General features: G+C 47.5%; 16 protein-coding genes. 4 read left to right on the forward strand and 12 right to left on the reverse strand.

The features are described 5' to 3' along the window. Window positions 1–234 precede the first annotated feature (234 nt). Entirely contained in the window at window positions 235–1,890 is a 1,656-nt protein-coding gene (locus gpAD87_RS28710) for a leucine-rich repeat domain-containing protein (protein WP_231952927.1), read from the forward strand. A gap of 152 nt (window positions 1,891–2,042) precedes the next feature. Here the strand turns inward: gpAD87_RS28710 and rlmD are convergent, their stop codons facing one another. Both rlmD and gpAD87_RS28720 read right to left on the reverse strand, forming a co-directional pair. Beyond that, window positions 2,043–3,680: a 23S rRNA (uracil(1939)-C(5))-methyltransferase RlmD gene (rlmD, locus tag gpAD87_RS28715; protein ID WP_064642906.1), complete on the reverse strand. Its 1,638-nt coding sequence runs from the start codon at window positions 3,678–3,680 to the stop codon at window positions 2,043–2,045. A 107-nt stretch (window positions 3,681–3,787) separates the two neighbouring features. Continuing rightward, window positions 3,788–4,669, reverse strand: a complete 882-nt coding sequence (locus gpAD87_RS28720) for a diacylglycerol kinase (protein WP_064642246.1) — start codon at window positions 4,667–4,669, stop codon at window positions 3,788–3,790. Window positions 4,670–5,292: 623 nt separating this feature from the next. On the opposite strand from gpAD87_RS28720, the gene gpAD87_RS28725 reads away from it, so the two are divergent. Further along, window positions 5,293–6,009 (forward strand): NPP1 family protein, encoded by a 717-nt coding sequence (locus gpAD87_RS28725; protein WP_064642248.1) that lies wholly within the window; start codon window positions 5,293–5,295, stop codon window positions 6,007–6,009. Window positions 6,010–6,077: 68 nt separating this feature from the next. Here gpAD87_RS28725 and gpAD87_RS28730 read toward each other — a convergent pair whose 3' ends face one another. Both gpAD87_RS28730 and gpAD87_RS28735 read right to left on the reverse strand, forming a co-directional pair. Beyond that, on the reverse strand, window positions 6,078–6,494 hold the full coding sequence (locus gpAD87_RS28730) for a DUF4395 domain-containing protein (protein WP_064642250.1): 417 nt from the start codon (window positions 6,492–6,494) through the stop codon (window positions 6,078–6,080). Between the two features lie 89 nt (window positions 6,495–6,583). Further along, window positions 6,584–7,507 carry a ketopantoate reductase family protein gene (locus gpAD87_RS28735; protein ID WP_064642252.1) on the reverse strand — a complete coding sequence of 308 codons (924 nt, stop codon included), beginning with the start codon at window positions 7,505–7,507 and terminating at the stop codon, window positions 6,584–6,586. Between the two features lie 168 nt (window positions 7,508–7,675). On the opposite strand from gpAD87_RS28735, the gene gpAD87_RS28740 reads away from it, so the two are divergent. After that, window positions 7,676–8,236, forward strand: a complete 561-nt coding sequence (locus gpAD87_RS28740) for a TetR/AcrR family transcriptional regulator (protein WP_064642254.1) — start codon at window positions 7,676–7,678, stop codon at window positions 8,234–8,236. Between the two features lie 2 nt (window positions 8,237–8,238). Here the strand turns inward: gpAD87_RS28740 and bioC are convergent, their stop codons facing one another. From bioC to gpAD87_RS28780, 8 genes are all read right to left on the reverse strand, one after another. Next, window positions 8,239–9,096 (reverse strand): malonyl-ACP O-methyltransferase BioC, encoded by an 858-nt coding sequence (gene bioC / locus gpAD87_RS28745; protein WP_064642256.1) that lies wholly within the window; start codon window positions 9,094–9,096, stop codon window positions 8,239–8,241. Continuing rightward, window positions 9,062–9,880, reverse strand: a complete 819-nt coding sequence (locus gpAD87_RS28750; RefSeq protein ID WP_064642258.1) for an alpha/beta fold hydrolase — start codon at window positions 9,878–9,880, stop codon at window positions 9,062–9,064. Before gpAD87_RS28750 ends, bioC begins: the two co-directional genes overlap by 35 nt. Then, window positions 9,877–11,055 (reverse strand): 8-amino-7-oxononanoate synthase, encoded by a 1,179-nt coding sequence (gene bioF, locus gpAD87_RS28755; protein WP_082935388.1) that lies wholly within the window; start codon window positions 11,053–11,055, stop codon window positions 9,877–9,879. The genes gpAD87_RS28750 and bioF overlap by 4 nt, the downstream gene beginning before the upstream one ends. Window positions 11,056–11,068: 13 nt before the next feature. Further along, window positions 11,069–12,067, reverse strand: coding sequence for a biotin synthase BioB (bioB, locus tag gpAD87_RS28760; protein ID WP_064642262.1), 999 nt, complete (start codon window positions 12,065–12,067; stop codon window positions 11,069–11,071). A gap of 2 nt (window positions 12,068–12,069) precedes the next feature. Continuing rightward, window positions 12,070–12,804, reverse strand: coding sequence for a dethiobiotin synthase (gene bioD / locus gpAD87_RS28765; RefSeq protein WP_064642264.1), 735 nt, complete (start codon window positions 12,802–12,804; stop codon window positions 12,070–12,072). Then, the gene (gene bioA / locus gpAD87_RS28770) at window positions 12,801–14,159 is read right to left on the reverse strand and encodes an adenosylmethionine--8-amino-7-oxononanoate transaminase (RefSeq protein WP_064642266.1); all 1,359 of its coding nucleotides are present in this window, start codon (window positions 14,157–14,159) and stop codon (window positions 12,801–12,803) included. The genes bioD and bioA overlap by 4 nt, the downstream gene beginning before the upstream one ends. Window positions 14,160–14,489: 330 nt before the next feature. Further along, complete coding sequence (locus gpAD87_RS28775; RefSeq protein ID WP_064642268.1) at window positions 14,490–15,269, reverse strand: sirohydrochlorin chelatase; 780 nt, start codon at window positions 15,267–15,269, stop codon at window positions 14,490–14,492. 2 nt (window positions 15,270–15,271) lie between these two features. After that, a complete protein-coding gene (locus gpAD87_RS28780; protein WP_017690665.1) occupies window positions 15,272–15,562 on the reverse strand; it encodes a YerC/YecD family TrpR-related protein in 291 nt (96 codons plus the stop codon). A gap of 449 nt (window positions 15,563–16,011) precedes the next feature. On the opposite strand from gpAD87_RS28780, the gene gpAD87_RS28785 reads away from it, so the two are divergent. Beyond that, a complete protein-coding gene (locus tag gpAD87_RS28785) occupies window positions 16,012–16,644 on the forward strand; it encodes a hypothetical protein (RefSeq protein WP_079697190.1) in 633 nt (210 codons plus the stop codon). The last annotated feature ends 17 nt before the right edge of the window (window positions 16,645–16,661 follow it).

Below are 16,661 nucleotides of genomic sequence, written 5' to 3' on the forward strand. Positions count from 1 at the left end.
ATCATAATGAAGGAGGGGACATTCGTGGCGTTTATCCCGTTAAACTGTCCCAATTGCAACGGAAGAATTGAATACAAAGAGGGTGAGATTTTAAAGTGTCCCTATTGTGAAACAGAGCTTTTATTGAAGCAAAATCATGTCTATTACGTAGACCAGACCATTAATCATTACCACGGAACGCCCCCTAAAGCACCGCGGAAGCAGGCTGTCTCCCTAAAGCTACTGCTGATACTAATGTTCGTCCTAACTGGCGCCATCGGTACGTATTTTTATTATAGCAACAGCTCCACCTATTCAAAAACAGAGGCTAATCTGCCTGTGCGAAAGATGCCCGAAAGCGAGGTTCTGCTCTCATTTTTGCGAGATATCTTCGATAAAGGGTCTGCCTTGCCGACAGAGGAGGAATTGGCTCGTCTTCGCTATTTAACCGTAGCGCATTCGGAGAATGATCAGTGGAAGTTTACATATAGCCTCTCCGATCCCTTCAGCGATGAACAGGCCGAGAAGATCACTTATATTACTCAGGACAAGAAACTGAATAGCCAGCGAATTGATCAGCGAGATTTTGAAGCTTTTAAAGGACTGACGGCATTGGACCTGACGAATACCTATGAAATCTCCCAGACGGACCAAACCACTTTGGCCCATATGCCCGGATTAAAAAGTTATGGAGGCGCTTTTAACGAATCCTTGAGCAAATTTTCGGGCTACTTTGGCGACAAGTCTAAAATTACGGAGCTTTCCACTCAGCTTCGCAGCAATCAGGAATTGGCCCTACTGCTGGAATTTCCTAATCTGAGCTCTTTATCCATTACCTATGTGGATGAGTCCGTGACGGATTTCTTTCTGTTGAATAAACTGCCGCTCAAGTCCCTGTCGCTCACCTTTGTCGATGAACTGGGATGGTTGTCGTCCATGACCGGGCTGTCATCCTTGTCCATACAGCACAGTGAAGCCACAGACCTGCAGCCGCTATACGCCTTGACCCAGCTTCAGGAGCTTCAGTTGTCCTATTTATCGAATGTAAAGTCCATCGACTTTGTGCAAAATATGCCTGCTCTACAAACGTTAGATATCGAAAATGTAAACTTTTCCAGCTTGGAGCGCTTGGCCGGCAAGGCCTCCATTACTACACTACGCCTGGCTTCTCTAAGTCAGCTTGGCTCTGTAAAGGCCATAAACAGTCTGTCTTCACTGCGGGAATTAACGTTGTCCGGTTACTACGAGAAAGCAGAAGCGCTGACATTGCCAAATGTTATGCGGGTGGAAATCCCAGGCTCCTTTCTCCCGGGGCTAAAGGCGCCCGCCGCAACCAGCCTGACGCTCCGGGGCGGAAGCGGGGAATTAAACTTGGCTACGCTGGGGAAATTCCCGAAACTGGAGCAACTCTCCCTTTGGGAGATCAGTGAAATAACCCATCTTGGCGCCCTGGACGGCTTGTCCCGCCTAGAGACCCTAAACATTTACGACTCGTCACTGTTCAAGGAAAGCGATGCCTTATTTCGTTTGAAGCAGGTGAAATCTTTGGTGTGCTCCGAGTGTAGGCTGAATTTTGAACAAAAAGCGGCCGCGGAGAATAGCGTGTTTGAACATTTGACCTTAGAGCAGCCATATTTCAGCATAAACAATACCTCTGTTAATGAAGTTGACCAGATGATGCCTTACTTTGCCAAAATGACCGCTCTACGTTCCTTCACTCTGCAAGACAGCAATTTGGCTTCTCTCGAATTTATGAGTAACTGGCAGGCCATAGAAGAGCTTCATCTCGAGAACAATGCCATTTCCAATATCGAGACCCTAAGCCAGCTGCCTGATCTGCAAAAGGTATATCTATCCGGTAATACCGTACAAAACAAATCCGTGCTTGGTAAGGGTGTGCACGTATATTAATTACCGGCTGGCATGATGGGGAGTTTTAGACTACTGTATGATCTGTTTGTCGGCACTCCAGAATTACTCACAAATGAAGGGAGGGTATTAAAACAAAGACAAAAAGGGGTTCGAGAATTATGTATAAATTCTCGAACCCCTTCTGTTTTTGTTTAGCTTCTCACCAACGTCGCCACACTCTCCACATGCACTGTGTGTGGGAACATATCCACTGGTGTTATCTCAACCGTCCGATACCCGCCATCCTCCAGCACACGAAGATCACGTGCCAGCGTACTCGGATTACAGCTCACATACACCACGCGCTCCGGCTTCATCTCCAGGATCGTTTCCAGCAAACGTGGATCGCATCCCTTACGCGGTGGATCGACGACGATGACATCAGCTTCAATGCCTTGTTCTTTCCAGCGTGGAATAACATCCTCAGATGCACCAACTTCGAACTTCACGTTCTTCATCTCGTTCAACATGGCATTGCTGCGAGCATCTTCAATCGCTTCGGGTACAATCTCTACCCCGTATACCTGATCCGCATGCTGAGCGAGGAAAAGAGAGATCGTACCGATTCCGCAATAGGCATCGATGACAGTCTCTTTGCCAGTCAGTCCTGCGTACTCAACCGTCTTCCCGTACAGCACTTCTGTCTGCACCGGATTCACCTGATAGAACGAACGCGCTGAGATGGCAAACTGCACATCTCCGATATAATCGTAGATTACATCACGGCCCCACAGGACGCGGTTTTCATCGCCGAAGATGACGTTGGTCTGCTTTTTGTTCACGTTCTGGCAGATGCTCGCCACATGCGGGATCGCTTCACGAATACTGCCAATCCATTCGTCCTTGTACGGGATGTCTCGGCCATTGGTGACCAGTACGAGCATCATCTCACCTGTACGGAACGCCTTCTTCACAACCACATGACGCAGCAGACCGCGGCCTGTCTCTTCGTTGTACGCACTAATGCCGAGATGGCTGCCTAGCTCCTTGACCTTGGCGACCACTTCATCGTTGTGCTCATGCTGAATGAGGCAGGTGTCCATGTCGATGATCCGATGACTTCCTTTAGCGTAAAAACCACCCACCAAGCCGCCCTCTGCTGCACCGATAGGCACCTGTGCCTTGTTGCGATAGCGCCATGGCTCGTCCATGCCCATTGTCGGTAGTACACGAATGCCTTGTTGCTCGGCACCTTCCGCATCCTCCACCAACACATTTAACTTGCCGATCCGCTGCAAATTATCCACCACCAGCTGGCGTTTCCATGCTAGCTGTCCAGCGTAACTCATGTGCTGGATCTGGCAGCCGCCACATTGATCGTAGATCGGGCAGGGCGCGGATACACGATCCGGGCTGGCCTTCACGATCTCCAGCAGTTTGGCGTAGCCGTACTGCTTTTTGGTTTTCATCACTCTTACGCGTACGGTTTCGCCTGGAAGCGCACCTTGCACGAAGAGCGTGTATCCATTCGCACGGCCGACACCTTCACCGTCATGGTTCATGCCAATGATGTCGATGACGGTCTCTTCATTTTTGCTGACAGGAAGTCCTTCAATTGGTGCAGATTCACGTTCCCGTCCCTTCGGACGAACGGCAGAAAGAGATGCGCCTTGTGGCCGCACCTCTTTCCCTTGCTGACGTGTAGATGGACGAGATGATTTACTCGGCTGACGGGATGCTGACGCATTCCCTTGCCCCTGAGAGGCAGCCGAATTCCGGCGGTTTTTTCCACGACCGCTGCGGTTCGTATTAGACAACGTACATTCACTTCTTTCTTCATATATGTTCATCCCTTGTTCAAGGGAGATTCCATTCATTTTCAGGCACCATGAGATTATACGTGATCCCACTGCACACAGCAACAGGAAATCACATTTTCTCCCCGAGAATACTACGCTTAACGATACAACATCAGGTGATGACGCAGGTTCTTGAATGTTGCAGGCAATGTGCCGCCCAACTCGCCATCCAAATTCAACTGAACATAGCCCGGCGATGTTACTTCCATATAATCCGTTTGGAAATGAACGACTTTCTTATCATTCAGATGTTCACCACGCAGCGCAAGAGTTACGAGGCGAATCATATCAGCCAGATTACATTTGCGCACACCGATTACATCGAACAGACCATCATCAATGGTGGCACCTGGAGCCAACTTCTCGAAGCCCCCGACAGAGTTTGTATTGGCAATGAGGAACAGCATGAATTCATCATGAATTTCTTCCTGACCCGAGGCACGGATAACCAATTCCTGCGGAGACAGGCTCGCCATTTTCTCAATACCCTTCATATAGTAGGCCAGTTGCCCAATCATCGTTTTCAGTCGGCTTGGCACCTCATAGGTCAGTTCGGTTAACGAACCCCCGCCTGCAATATTGATAAAATATTTATCATTCGCCTTGCCCAGATCGAGCGGACGAAGCTGCTGGTTAATGACCAGATCCACGTAATCTTCCCACTGTCTCGGAATACCCAGCGCACGCGCAAAATCATTCGTTGTTCCCAAAGGAAATACACCTAGCGGAGGGCGATTCTCCCGCTCGGCCATACCGTTAATGACTTCATACAATGTACCGTCGCCGCCAGCGGCAATAATCATGTCATAGCCGCGTTCAATCGCTAACTCCGCTTCCCGGGTTGCATCTCCCTCACCCGTTGTTGCGTGACACGAGGCTTCAATACCACCTTGATCCAAACGCTGCAAAATATCTGCCAGACGTTTCTTCATTTCTTCCCGGCCTGAGGTCGGATTATATATCAAGCGAGCTTTTTTCATCTCATACGCCACCTATTCCACATTATCCATGAGTCTGAACGACCTCATATTCTTACTATTTGAGAGTGACCTTAGTCGGGCATCATTTTACACAATGACTCACGTCCGTTAATCCTGCCCCAACACTTTTCTCTACTTATATATATGCATAAGGAATTCCGTCTCATTCCAAAGCCTTTATGTACTATCATATCATCAAATGTGAAGATGTCCTAGCCTATGATACATAAGTAATTATTTTCATATCGATTATAGCGAAATTTACATTTGGATAACAATAACGATAAATCCTAGAGAATTACCTCGTTCCAGCAATGGCCATACATTGGAGTTTATGCTCTCTGTTCACTTCCGAACTTGTCTATCCTTTACAAAATAAACCTCTGGCACTCCTCTTGAATCTAATCCTAACAATTTGCTGTCATTTATAACCATCCATAACCATTCTGCCCGCTTGGGCCGGAAATAGTCTTATCCCCTCTCAAATCATAAGGACAACCATATCCTGCAAAAAATTAACAAAAACTCGAATGAGATGACAAATAAAATGAAACCTTTTCCAATATAGTCTTAGTGCATCCTCAACTCATTCCAAAAATCATACCTATGAAGGAGATCACCGAATGAAAAAACTCGTATTATTGCTTATGGTTTCGCTTTTGGCCTGTATTCCCTTTGTCACAGCCGTTGAAGCCGCAGTCATTAACCATGATCAGGTTGTCGGATTTCAGGAAGTAAGTCCCGTCACAGTCACGCAAATAACAGCCAAGCGTTTCCAACCCTACTTAAAAGTCTACCATGGATGTGTTCCATTCCCCGCCGTGGATCAACAAGGCAATACTAATGCAGGCTTGCAAACCTCCGGTTCACCTAATGGAAATTGCAGCTCAAGTACAGGCCAAGTCTACTCCCGTTCGGCATGGCATAATGGCGTATGGGCTATTATGTACGCATGGTACTTCCCGAAAGACTCCCCTTCCTCCGGCCTCGGCCATCGTCATGACTGGGAAGGCATCGTTGTATGGGTAGACAATCCCGCAGCACAAAATCCTCAAATCCTCTCCATCGCCTATTCAGGACATGGGCAGTTCACGAATGTTGCACCAAGTAACACGAACCTGAACGGTACTAATCCTTTGATTAGTTACAACAGTACCTGGCCTCTAAACCATGAGCTTGGTGTTACGGGAACCGTAGGTGGAATGCAGCCTTTGATCGGCTGGGATGATCTGACGTCTGCGGCACGCGATGCGCTGAATACAACCGATTTCGGCAGTGCCAATGTTCCGTTGAACGATAGTAATTTTACGAACAATTTAAACAAGGCCTGGTTTAGATAAAAAAAATAAAAATCCCCTTCAAGTAGACCACAGAACTTGGAGGGGATTGTTTTGCCACTACATGTAGTTTATAAGCCAATCTTTCTGCCAGCACGGAGCTGTTTATACCAAAAATATACGGTGCAGCCCACACAGTAACCGAGCAATGCGGCACTTGCAGCCAAGAGAAGCATCGACGAGAAAATATAACCTGCTACCTGCCAACCAAGGCCGAATGAGACAAGTGCCAGCGTGAGAAACAATACGGCCAGAACATTGTTGAAGCGTTGCAGCTCCACCGCCTGTGTCTCTGTCCCTTTTCCCGTTAACACGGCCTTCCCAATCTGCACAAACAGATTAAGCTTGCCTCCAGATGCCAGACCGACAACTTGGATGATCCATAACGCTCCCAGAATTAACGGCTGATTGATCAGAAATGACAGGACAACAAATAGCACAATCCCAATCTGGTTGGCTTTGACATAGCGCATAGGCACTTCCCGCATCTGCATATCTCCTTATCCCCATTTTATTAGTTGGTTTAATTGTAGTTGGTAAATGAAGTAAGAGCAATAGAAAGTTGCTTTGATCATGCTTATAAGATGGAATAGTCCCTTTTCAAGATCTCCCAATGCGGTGTTGGTACACCTGTAGCCTTTTTCCAATCCGTAAATGCATTATCTAGTGCCTCAATCTCCCCAAAGGAACCCGCAACCAGTTTATAGATCGGAAGCATACTATACATCTTCAACAAAAGGTAAAACATCCGTTGATGTTTGCGAATCAGTTTCGCCTGAATCTCCGGTATAATTGTTATGCCCATAGCCTCAAGCACGCTAAAGCCCTCATCCATTGCCCCAATCATATGTTGGATTTGCTTTCTGTTCCCGTCCAACTTGATCATCTCACGCTTCTCATTAAAGCTCACCGCATTAAGCATCAGAATGGGAACAATATGGCTTTTCAGCCAGGCATCGATATCGTCCAGGTAATTCAACTTGTATTTCGTCTTCTCAAAAGCTTGATCCAGTATGGATTTAAAGGTAATCTCACCGTCCAGCCCACCAATCACCATTTGCCCTCTTGCTCCACCAATGGATAACATCCGATCTTCTTGCCGCCGCCCACCGCTAACCTGGAAACCAAACGCGACCTTTTTTTCCACCTTGCTGTTTTCCTCCAAAAAGGTTTGCATACTTCGTGCATCTGCGTTATTGCCGACGATCACTATGTTCCTGCTCTGATTGGCCGCCAAAATAGGCAGCACTGATGGAAAATCGTTATATTTCATAACCACGAAAATAAGGTCATATTCATCGTTCTCTTCCAGTGTTCTGGTTACCCGAACCGGATCAACGGTCGTTTTAAACTGGAACACATGACGAATGACAATACCATCTCTCTCCAGTTCCGCTGCCCGCTTTCCTCTAGCCAGAAGGGTGACGTCATTTCCCCCACGTACCAGAACCTGCGCCAACTGACTGCCCAGAACGCCTGCGCCATACACTAATATATTCATTAGTTATCCCTCTATTTCAAATTTTTATGGATATTCGTTGCTTTATCAACATTTGTTGATAAAATAAGATTAACAAAGCATCTGCAACGCTTCAATCGCTAAAATATCCATTATTGTTGAATAATCAACGAATTGATCCATATTGTTGAAAACATCAAAGGGGGAGCCATGGACAGACGAGTTGTCAAAACAAGAAAAGCCATAACCGATGCCTTTATCGGGTTGTTAGAAGAGCAGGATTTCGAGCAAATTACGATTAATGAGATTGCTGATCGGGCCAATGTAAACCGTGGCACCGTCTATTTGCACTACACGGACAAGTTTGATCTGCTGGATCAAAGCATTGAGACGTATTTGCAGCAGCTGGTGGAGAGCTGTATGGTCGAGAGCCCTACAACGCCCATGACCGTCAAGGACGCGCTGCTCTCAACCTTCCGGTACCTGGAGCAGCATGCTCCCGTTTATACCACACTTTTAACCCAAAAAGGTATTCCTGCTTTTCGAAACCGGCTGATGAACATCCTGATTCAGGGAGTGGAAGAACAAGTTGATGCGTGTGGTATTCACAAGGGAATTAATAGGGAGATTACTGTACAATTTCTGGCCTGTGCCTCCGCTGGGCTGCTGGAATGGTGGATCATGAATTCCATGCCTTATCCAGCTGAGCAGATCGTCGAAGAACTGATGTCTTTGCTGGAGCTTCATCTGATTCTTCCTTCTCAGGTATAGGGTTAATAAGGAGCTACGGATTGAATGAACAGGAGATCATATGTCGCTGTGACTCCTCCCTGCGTGCTGAACTTATCCTCATACTCCTTATACATGTTAGTGAATAAACGTCGTAAGCTGTACCCAGGAATCGTTGCTGCTTCTGTAGTGCTGGCTCCCATTCCTTTAACCGAATACAGGAAATCTCTTGCGGAAGTATACTTTTCTGTATGAATCGAACGCTCACAATGGAAACTAGAATACCCGGATTCCTGAAGCATGATTTCCCATTGAGCAGGTGAATGAAACGAAAGTCCATGCCGCTGTGATTCCATCCCGTTGGCTCGATAAACTTCATCAAATGCCTCATGCATCTCACGAAATGTATCAGGCCCGAAGGTCGTAAATATGAGCAAACCTCCAGGGCGCAGCATTCGCCGCAGGTGGCCCAGTGTTTCCTGTGGCGAATTTAGCCATTGAAAACAGGCGTTAGAGACGATAATATCCACGGAGCACTCCGTAGCATTTACGGCCCACATTTCGATATCTGCCTGTAGAAAACGTAAACGATCCGCTGTACAATTCGCAGTACCTGGATGCTCTGCTGATCGGAACCGTTTTGAAGCCACTTCAATCATCTCGGGTGCAATATCAATTGCAGTAATATTTGCACTAGGCCATTCATTTACCAGGATTTGAGTCAAAGCCCCTGTGCCACAACCGATCTCAAGAATGCTCGGATCACTTATGAACCCTTTGTTCTTGCAGTCTGCGAGGGATCTTGCCAGCTGATCAGCCATAGAACGCTGAATATGAGCATGTGCATCATAAGAAGTGGCACTACGATTAAATTGGCGTTGAACAGCACTGCTTCTCCCCATGGTCACGCCACCATCTCCTCCATTCATCAGCGATGTGTACTTCCTTTCCCAAAAAGGGTGCATGCCCGCAGCCTGTTAATGTCATTAACTTGGCTTGAGGTAAATGAGCTGTAAGCTCCAACCCAGCACCGTAAGGACATATCCTATCCTCAGTCCCATGAATAAGAAGAACCGGACAACTGATATTGGGCAGTTGAGACAAACATTCCTCGCTTCGTAAAATCTGAAGACCTGCCAGTAGTGCTTGCGTTGTCCAGCTACCCATAGGAGGTAGACACTCAGCCAGACCTGCCTTCCATTCATGCTCTGTGAACATCCTTTGACGAAAATTGACTTCAACGGCATGTCGATCCTTTAAAATCCCTTTGATCATCTGCCTAACGTAGGCATCTGCTATGCCGAGGTCCAACTCTTCTTTTGGGCGGGTAAAACGAGCCGTTGCACCGAACAGCACAAGGCCATCCCCGTAACCTTTAGCCGCTAGTCTGAGCGCAAGTAAACCTCCGAGCGACCAACCTGAAATCAGAAGCGGACCGTGGAGCACTCTCTCTCTGGAAGGGGATCCTTCAATGAATAACAAATCCCTAACTACTGTATCAGTTAAACACAGCATTTCCTCTGGAGAATCCGCAGCACTGTAATCTACAGAAATATGTCGAAAATCAGGCAATAACAGGCGAAGACGGTCATACACCGCATCTGGCATGCTCCATCCTGTTAGCCATAATATGGTTCCACTAGTCTCCTGCTCGATTTGCAGCGAGATATTTTCCGAGACATTCATGAGCTCAGCACCCCTAACTGAAGCCCGATTTTGCAGATTTTTGCACTGGCATCATTCAGCTCCTCAGGGGTATGGTCGGCTGATAAAGAGAAGCGAATTCGCGCAGTGCCATCAGGAACGGTAGGCGGCCGGATGGCAACCCCAGCAATACCGCCTGCTTCAAGTGCCTCACTGAAACGAAGAGCCCTTTCGTTATCACCGACAATTATCGGTACAATAGGGGAGTCCCCGGTCCCAACGTGAAATCCGCCATCACTAAGCGAAAAACGAAATAATTGATTTGCCAAGTTGAGGCGTTCGCGGCGCCAATGATCCTCTTGTACCAAAATTAACGCAGTTGAAATACCAGCTACGAGAGAAGGCGGCAATGCGGTTGAGTAGATAAGCGGCCTTGCTTTGTTGATGAGAAAGCGGATTAATGTTCGGCTGCCGCAAACATAAGCCCCATATAAACCGAATGATTTGCTAAACGTCCCCATATGCACATCCACATCATGATGCAGACCAAGCTTAAAGCAAAGTCCTTCCCCCCGTTTCCCGTAGATGCCCTCGCTGTGCGCCTCATCCACCATCAGCATGGCCCCGTATTCTTGTTTGAGCGCAACGAGTTCTTCCAAATGTGCTTGATCACCATCCATTGAAAAGACAGCATCCGTAACAATCAACTTACGTCGTTTATCCCGATGTTTGTTCAATAATAGCTTCAAATGCTCCATATCATTATGCCGATACCGGGCATGTTCCGCGCGGCTCATCACAATACCGTCCACGATGCTGGCATGGTTTAATTGATCACTAAAAACCACATCACCCCGGCCCATGAGTGCACGAATGACACCTGAATTAGCCATATAACCATTTGCAAAAACAAGCGCGGCTTCACTATGCTGCCAAGTGGCCAGCTCTTCTTCCAGACGACCATAAAGCGGTCGATTCCCCGTAACCAGACGAGATGCGCCCGAGCCTCCTCCTTCGGAAAGAAGCGCCTCGCGCATCGTATCCATGATAGCGGGATGTTGTGCGAGTCCCAGGTAGTCATTGGAGGCCAGGTTGAGGAGCACTCGGTCTCCTCTCCACGTATAACCAGGACGATCTGGAACCGGGGCACTGTCACGCAAGTAACGTTCATTGGAGGCATCAGCCAATAACGCAAGTTCTTTTTCCATCCAGTTCATAGTCCGTACCGCCTTAAAGTGCATTTAACTCAATCTCAAAACCCAAATCTTCAATCATTTGATGATCATTCGATATTTCCTGACCTGCTGTCGTTAAATAATCACCTACAAAGAGTGAATTTGCTGCATACAGTGACAAAGGTTGCAATGTACGGAGGTTGATCTCGCGTCCACCTGCAACACGAATCTCTTTAGATGGACAGATGAGTCGAAATAGTGCCAGTACCTTGAGCGCCTTCATAGCGGGTGTGCGTCCTGCTCCTTCCAGAGGGGTCCCCGGTATCGCATTGAGGAAATTAATTGGAATTGAATCCGCATCAAGCTTACGCAGTGCCAAAGCCATCTCGACAATTTCCTGATTACTTTCACCCATACCGATAATGACACCGGAGCAGGGGGACATGCCGTATGCTTTTACCTTTTCCACGGTTTCAATTCGCTGGTCATAGGTATGAGTTGTGGTTATCGACGGATAATTGGCCTTGCTTGTGTTTAAGTTGTGATTGTATCGGTGCACACCTGCTTCAGCCAAACGTTCAGCTTGACCGTCCTTCAAGATTCCTAGACACGCACAGATTTTAAGGGGCATCGTTTCACGGATTTCTTTTACCGCCTCTACAACTTGATCCAGCTCCTTATTCGTGGGACCTTTGCCTGAAGCTACAATGCAATAAGTTCCGGCTTTACGCGCCATAGCTTCATGTGCTCCTGCAAGCAACGTTTCTTTGTCGAGTAAGCTGTACTTTTGGATGGGGGCAGTTGATACGATAGATTGTGAGCAATAACCGCAGTCTTCGGGACAAAAGCCGCTTTTGGCGTTGATGATCATATTCAGCTTCACTTTTTTGCCGTAAAAATATTGCCTCACTTGGAAAGCCGCTTGCATCAGCGGCAGTACCTCATCGTCGCTTGCTTCAAGCACGGCAAGTCCCTCTTCCATTGTTAAACATTCGCCATTCAACGATCGATTCCCAAGCGACGACCATTCCAGATTAGTTACCGTTGTTTTCATCTTCATTCCTCCTCCATGAATTGAACGGTTAATGCCTGTCTGATCGGTGTTAACTGGATCTTCTCTCGAATCACCTGGATCAACATTTCCGTATTTAATTCGTCCCTCAAGCGGGGAAAACGTCCAAGAAAGGGTATGCCGCAATAACGTTCAATCAGCTCCGCGTTTGTTGTGATGCTGGAATCGTTATAAATCTCGTCAAATTCACCATCGTTCAAAATGAAACCTACGATCGGTACCCCATGCTGCTGCAGGTACGATACCGTAAGAAGTGTGTGATTAATCGTACCTAGACCTGTCCGTGCAACGATCAGAGCCGGTGTTCCAAGCTCCGAGATTAAATCCACTACAAGAGAGTCTTCGGTCAGTGGGACAGCGACGCCGCCTGCTCCTTCAATGAGTACCGACTCGTATCGGTTTGCCAGCGGCTGACCCGCACTGATAATCTCCTGTAACGTAATTTCCACCCCATCCTGCTTGGCAGCGAGCATCGGGGTCAGTGGAGCTTGGAATGTAAATGGCGCCACATCCTCGGCACGCTCATCAATTCCGGTGTATTGTAACAGACGTTCTGCATCGCTTTCTCCGCTGCCAAGAAGTGCACCGGATTGCACGGGCTTCCAGACGCCTATATTCTGCTTTTCAGCACGAAGCGCAGCAACAAGAGCCCCTGTAACGATGGTTTTCCCAACTCCTGTGTCCGTACCTGTTACGAATAATCCGCGAATTACATTCATGATTTTAAACCACCTTCGGTCACGTCAAAAATGGATTGCATCAAGATATCAATCATGGCTTCAAGCTCATCCTCTGTGCTGGCAAGAGGAGGAATGAACACAATAACATTGCCAAGGGGTCTCGTAAGCATGCCAAGCTCTCTGGCCCGCTCCGTTACCTGAACGCCGATTCGTTCGGCCCAATCATACGGTTCCCGAGTTGCTTTATCCCGGACAAGCTCAATTCCTAACATCAGTCCCTTTTGCCTGATATCCCCGACGTGCGGAGAATCTTTGAGCACGGAGAGCTTCTGCTCTACAAAAGCCGCCTTATCTCTTACACCTTCCACCAGGTTGCGCTCTTCAAATAGTTTCAAGTTAGCCAAAGCAACGGCGCAGCCGAGCGGATTACCTGTGAAGGAATGGCCGTGGAAAAATGTTTTTTGCTCCTCATAATCGGCATAAAACGCGCTGTACACCTCATCTGTTGCCAGTGTCGCTGCCACAGGTAAGTAGCCGCCTGTAAGACCTTTGCCTATCACCATCAAATCAGGTGACACCTCTTCGAGATCACAAGCAAACATAGCCCCTGTCCTGCCGAAACCTGTCGCCACCTCATCGGCTATGAACAGTACGCCATATGTACGGCAAAGTGCTGCCATCTCGCGCAGACAGCCGTCTGGCATAATCAGGATGCCGCTAGCTCCTTGCACAATTGGCTCCACGATAATAGCCGCGATTTCATCCGCACTGGTTTCAAGTACATTACGCAATGCGGTTAACGTAGCTTCCATGGCTTCCCGTTCGCCGTCCTCATGTCGATAAACGTAAGGATATGGAATGACATGAGTAGGAAACAGCATGGGACGGAACACATCATGGTACAACGGAATTGCACCGACACTTACCGCACCAATCGTATCTCCGTGATAGGCTTGATTCATCGTAATAAACTTCGTTTTACCGGTTGCTCCTCGGTTCTTCCAGTATTGAAACGCCATTTTCACTGCGATCTCGACACCGGTTGCTCCCGAATCGGAATAAAATACTTTATTTAATCCTTCTGGGGAGATTTCTACTAGTTTCTCTGCAAGTTCTATAGCAGGCACATTAGCCATTCCAAGTAACGTAGAATGTGCAACACGTTCCAACTGATCCGTTATAGCTTGGTTCAGCTCGGGTACGTTATGTCCGTGAACGTTAAGCCAAACCGAGGAGAATCCATCATAATAAGCACGTCCCTGGACGTCATACAGCATGACGCCTTCGCCTCGTTCAATGATGAGAGGATCGGAGTTATTGTAATCTTTCATCTGCGTAAAAGGGTTCCATAAATGGGCCTTATTTATAGCTGCAAGCCGTTCATAATGTGTCACAAGATATCACCTTCCTTTAGAGTATTTCAATTGTTAACCAAAATTATTTTAAAGGTTAACAATTGAATGTTGACATCTTATCAGACAAAAACTTTCCTGTAAAGAGAATCATTTCTGAGTTAAAACCCTCACCTCCACTCTGTATGAACGGATTGAACCCGGAACTTCGGCTCGTAAAGGGTTTGGCCTAATACAAAAAAACACGCCTGATTCAGCGTGTTTTGTCTAAAATACATACAAAAACAAAAAAACGGCATCTCTGCCGTTTGTGTTTAAGCTATTGTTAGAGATAACGGGAATAATCGCTAGCAGCGACTTGTTTTCCCTGAATTAAACCCTAACCTTATTACATCTTTCCAGTAAAAGTTGAATTTGGCGCTCCAGCCACTTTCCTAATAAAGGATGTGGAAGCAGTGTCTCACCACTATACGCGTAATCCAGTTCCTTCAGCCGACCCGGGATCACCTTCATGGTGAAATAACCGGCACTCAAAAACAGCGGCGCCACAATAACCCGGCTCCCCCGCTCTTCACTCCAGTATTTCGCCTTGTCGTACACACTATCCGGATTTAGCAGCGCATAATCGGTATGAGCAACACCGCTTACTTCCTGCACCCGCTGTGCGAGTGAAGAAATGCCCGCTTCCCAGCGCTGACGGAAACCATCGTGAATACTCCCATGTCCGACTAACAGGATCGTCTCCTGTTCTGGTTGCTGCGACAGGGCCTTTACCTTGTCCCAGACCATAACCGCAATATCCGGGTCGTTATCCACAGGATAACCGAAGTGAATTTGTGCTTTCACCTCGAATGGTTCCAGATCCGTCTCACGCTCCGGAGCGTCTTTGGCACCGATGGCATACTCAATCTCATCCACATGTGTACTACCGGACGAAACAAACAGAGGTACGACCAATATATCAGTTACGCCCTGTGCTTCCAGTCGGTTGATACCGTCCTGGATCAGGCGTCCCTCCACAAGCTCAAGAAACCCGGCTTCAACGGGTAAGGGTACAGGCAGATTCAACCGGGAGACCGCGTCATCGACGGATTCTACCCAGGTCTTCTCCTGAGAACCGTGACTAATGATGAGTACACCCGGTTTCTTCATCCTTAACGTCCCAGGCGTTCCAGCGTCATTTTATAACCGTCATTACCGTAGTTCAAGCAGCGTTTTACACGAGAGATCGTGGCTGTACTTGCACCTGTCTCAGCTTCAATCTGGTTATAGGTATTTCCTTTGCCAAGCATACGCGCTACTTCCAGCCGCTGGGACATGGATTGAATCTCGTTTACCGTGCAGAGGTCATCAAAAAACACATAACACTCTTCAATATCTTTCAGAGTCAAAATAGCCTCAAATAATTGTTCAATGCTTTTATCATTTAGCTTTTTCAGCTGCATTTCATCATCATCCCCTAGCGGTTACTGTGTACCTTCATTGTACCCAGCCTGAGTTGGTATTTCAAGCGTTAACGATTTCACGCACTACAGAATAAAAATACATGTTACCGCTTTCATATAGCATTAATGTCCTCCCTGCGCGCACAATCCCCCTCTATCTCACGATTTATCCCCTTTTTCCGCGTATATTTCCGATTAATTATGTAGGAATTATTATGTTTAAAATGTGACAAATTTGTGTCCAAACCATATAATTCCACTGCGAACCTATCATACTCTCCTGCGCCCAAATCCGCAAATATCCCGTTTTACGGGATACTCGCCTACGCCGTCTCTCCGCTAATGACATACAGTATAGCAAAAGGGAGTTCCAACTCGGTCTGTTATGCACGTCCAGCAGCTGAAGGAACGCAATTCCGAAATCCAACATAGAAGGAACGTGATAGTTCATGCCACAGCATTATTATCACCGCCAGCCCGCTCCACGGCAGCGTCCGGCTTCCCATACGCAACGGCAGGCCCATACTACTGCCTATATGCCGCCACGGGCATTGAATGAAGCTCAGGTTCCACCCATGTATCCTGGAGTAGAGCCTTACTACCCTCAATTCCAAGAGGTTGAAGCATCCGGACTTGTGCCTTATAGTCCAGGTGGTCCCGGAGGACCCGGTGGAAACTTTTTCGGCGGGGGAGCTCCTGTTGCTCCCCCTGTTCCGGTGGAAGCGCCTGCGTCTTCCTCAGGCTTTTCCCTGGCCAACATCGGAGAACTGAAAGGAATGATCGACCGCTTCGGTGGAATTGATGGCATCATGAGTGGAATCGGCAAAATGCAAAAGGTCGTTGGCGGCTTCCAGCAGATGGCACCCATGATGAAACTGGTGATGGGGATTCTGCCTTTTGGAAAAGGAAAAAAGGGAAGCAGTGTTGCGGATAAAGATTATGAAGAGTATTCGCCACCTCGCTCACGCAAACGCCGAAAAAAAACGACCTCTGCTCCGCGCAAACGGAACACGAATAGTAAAACTGGCCGGAATAAATCCAATTCTACCAAACATCGTCCTAAAAAAAGCAAAAAGCTCTAACTCTTTTCCCAGGCGCC

The sequence above is a fragment of the Paenibacillus sp. AD87 genome (assembly GCF_001659845.1).
Classification (GTDB): domain Bacteria; phylum Bacillota; class Bacilli; order Paenibacillales; family Paenibacillaceae; genus Paenibacillus; species Paenibacillus marchantiae.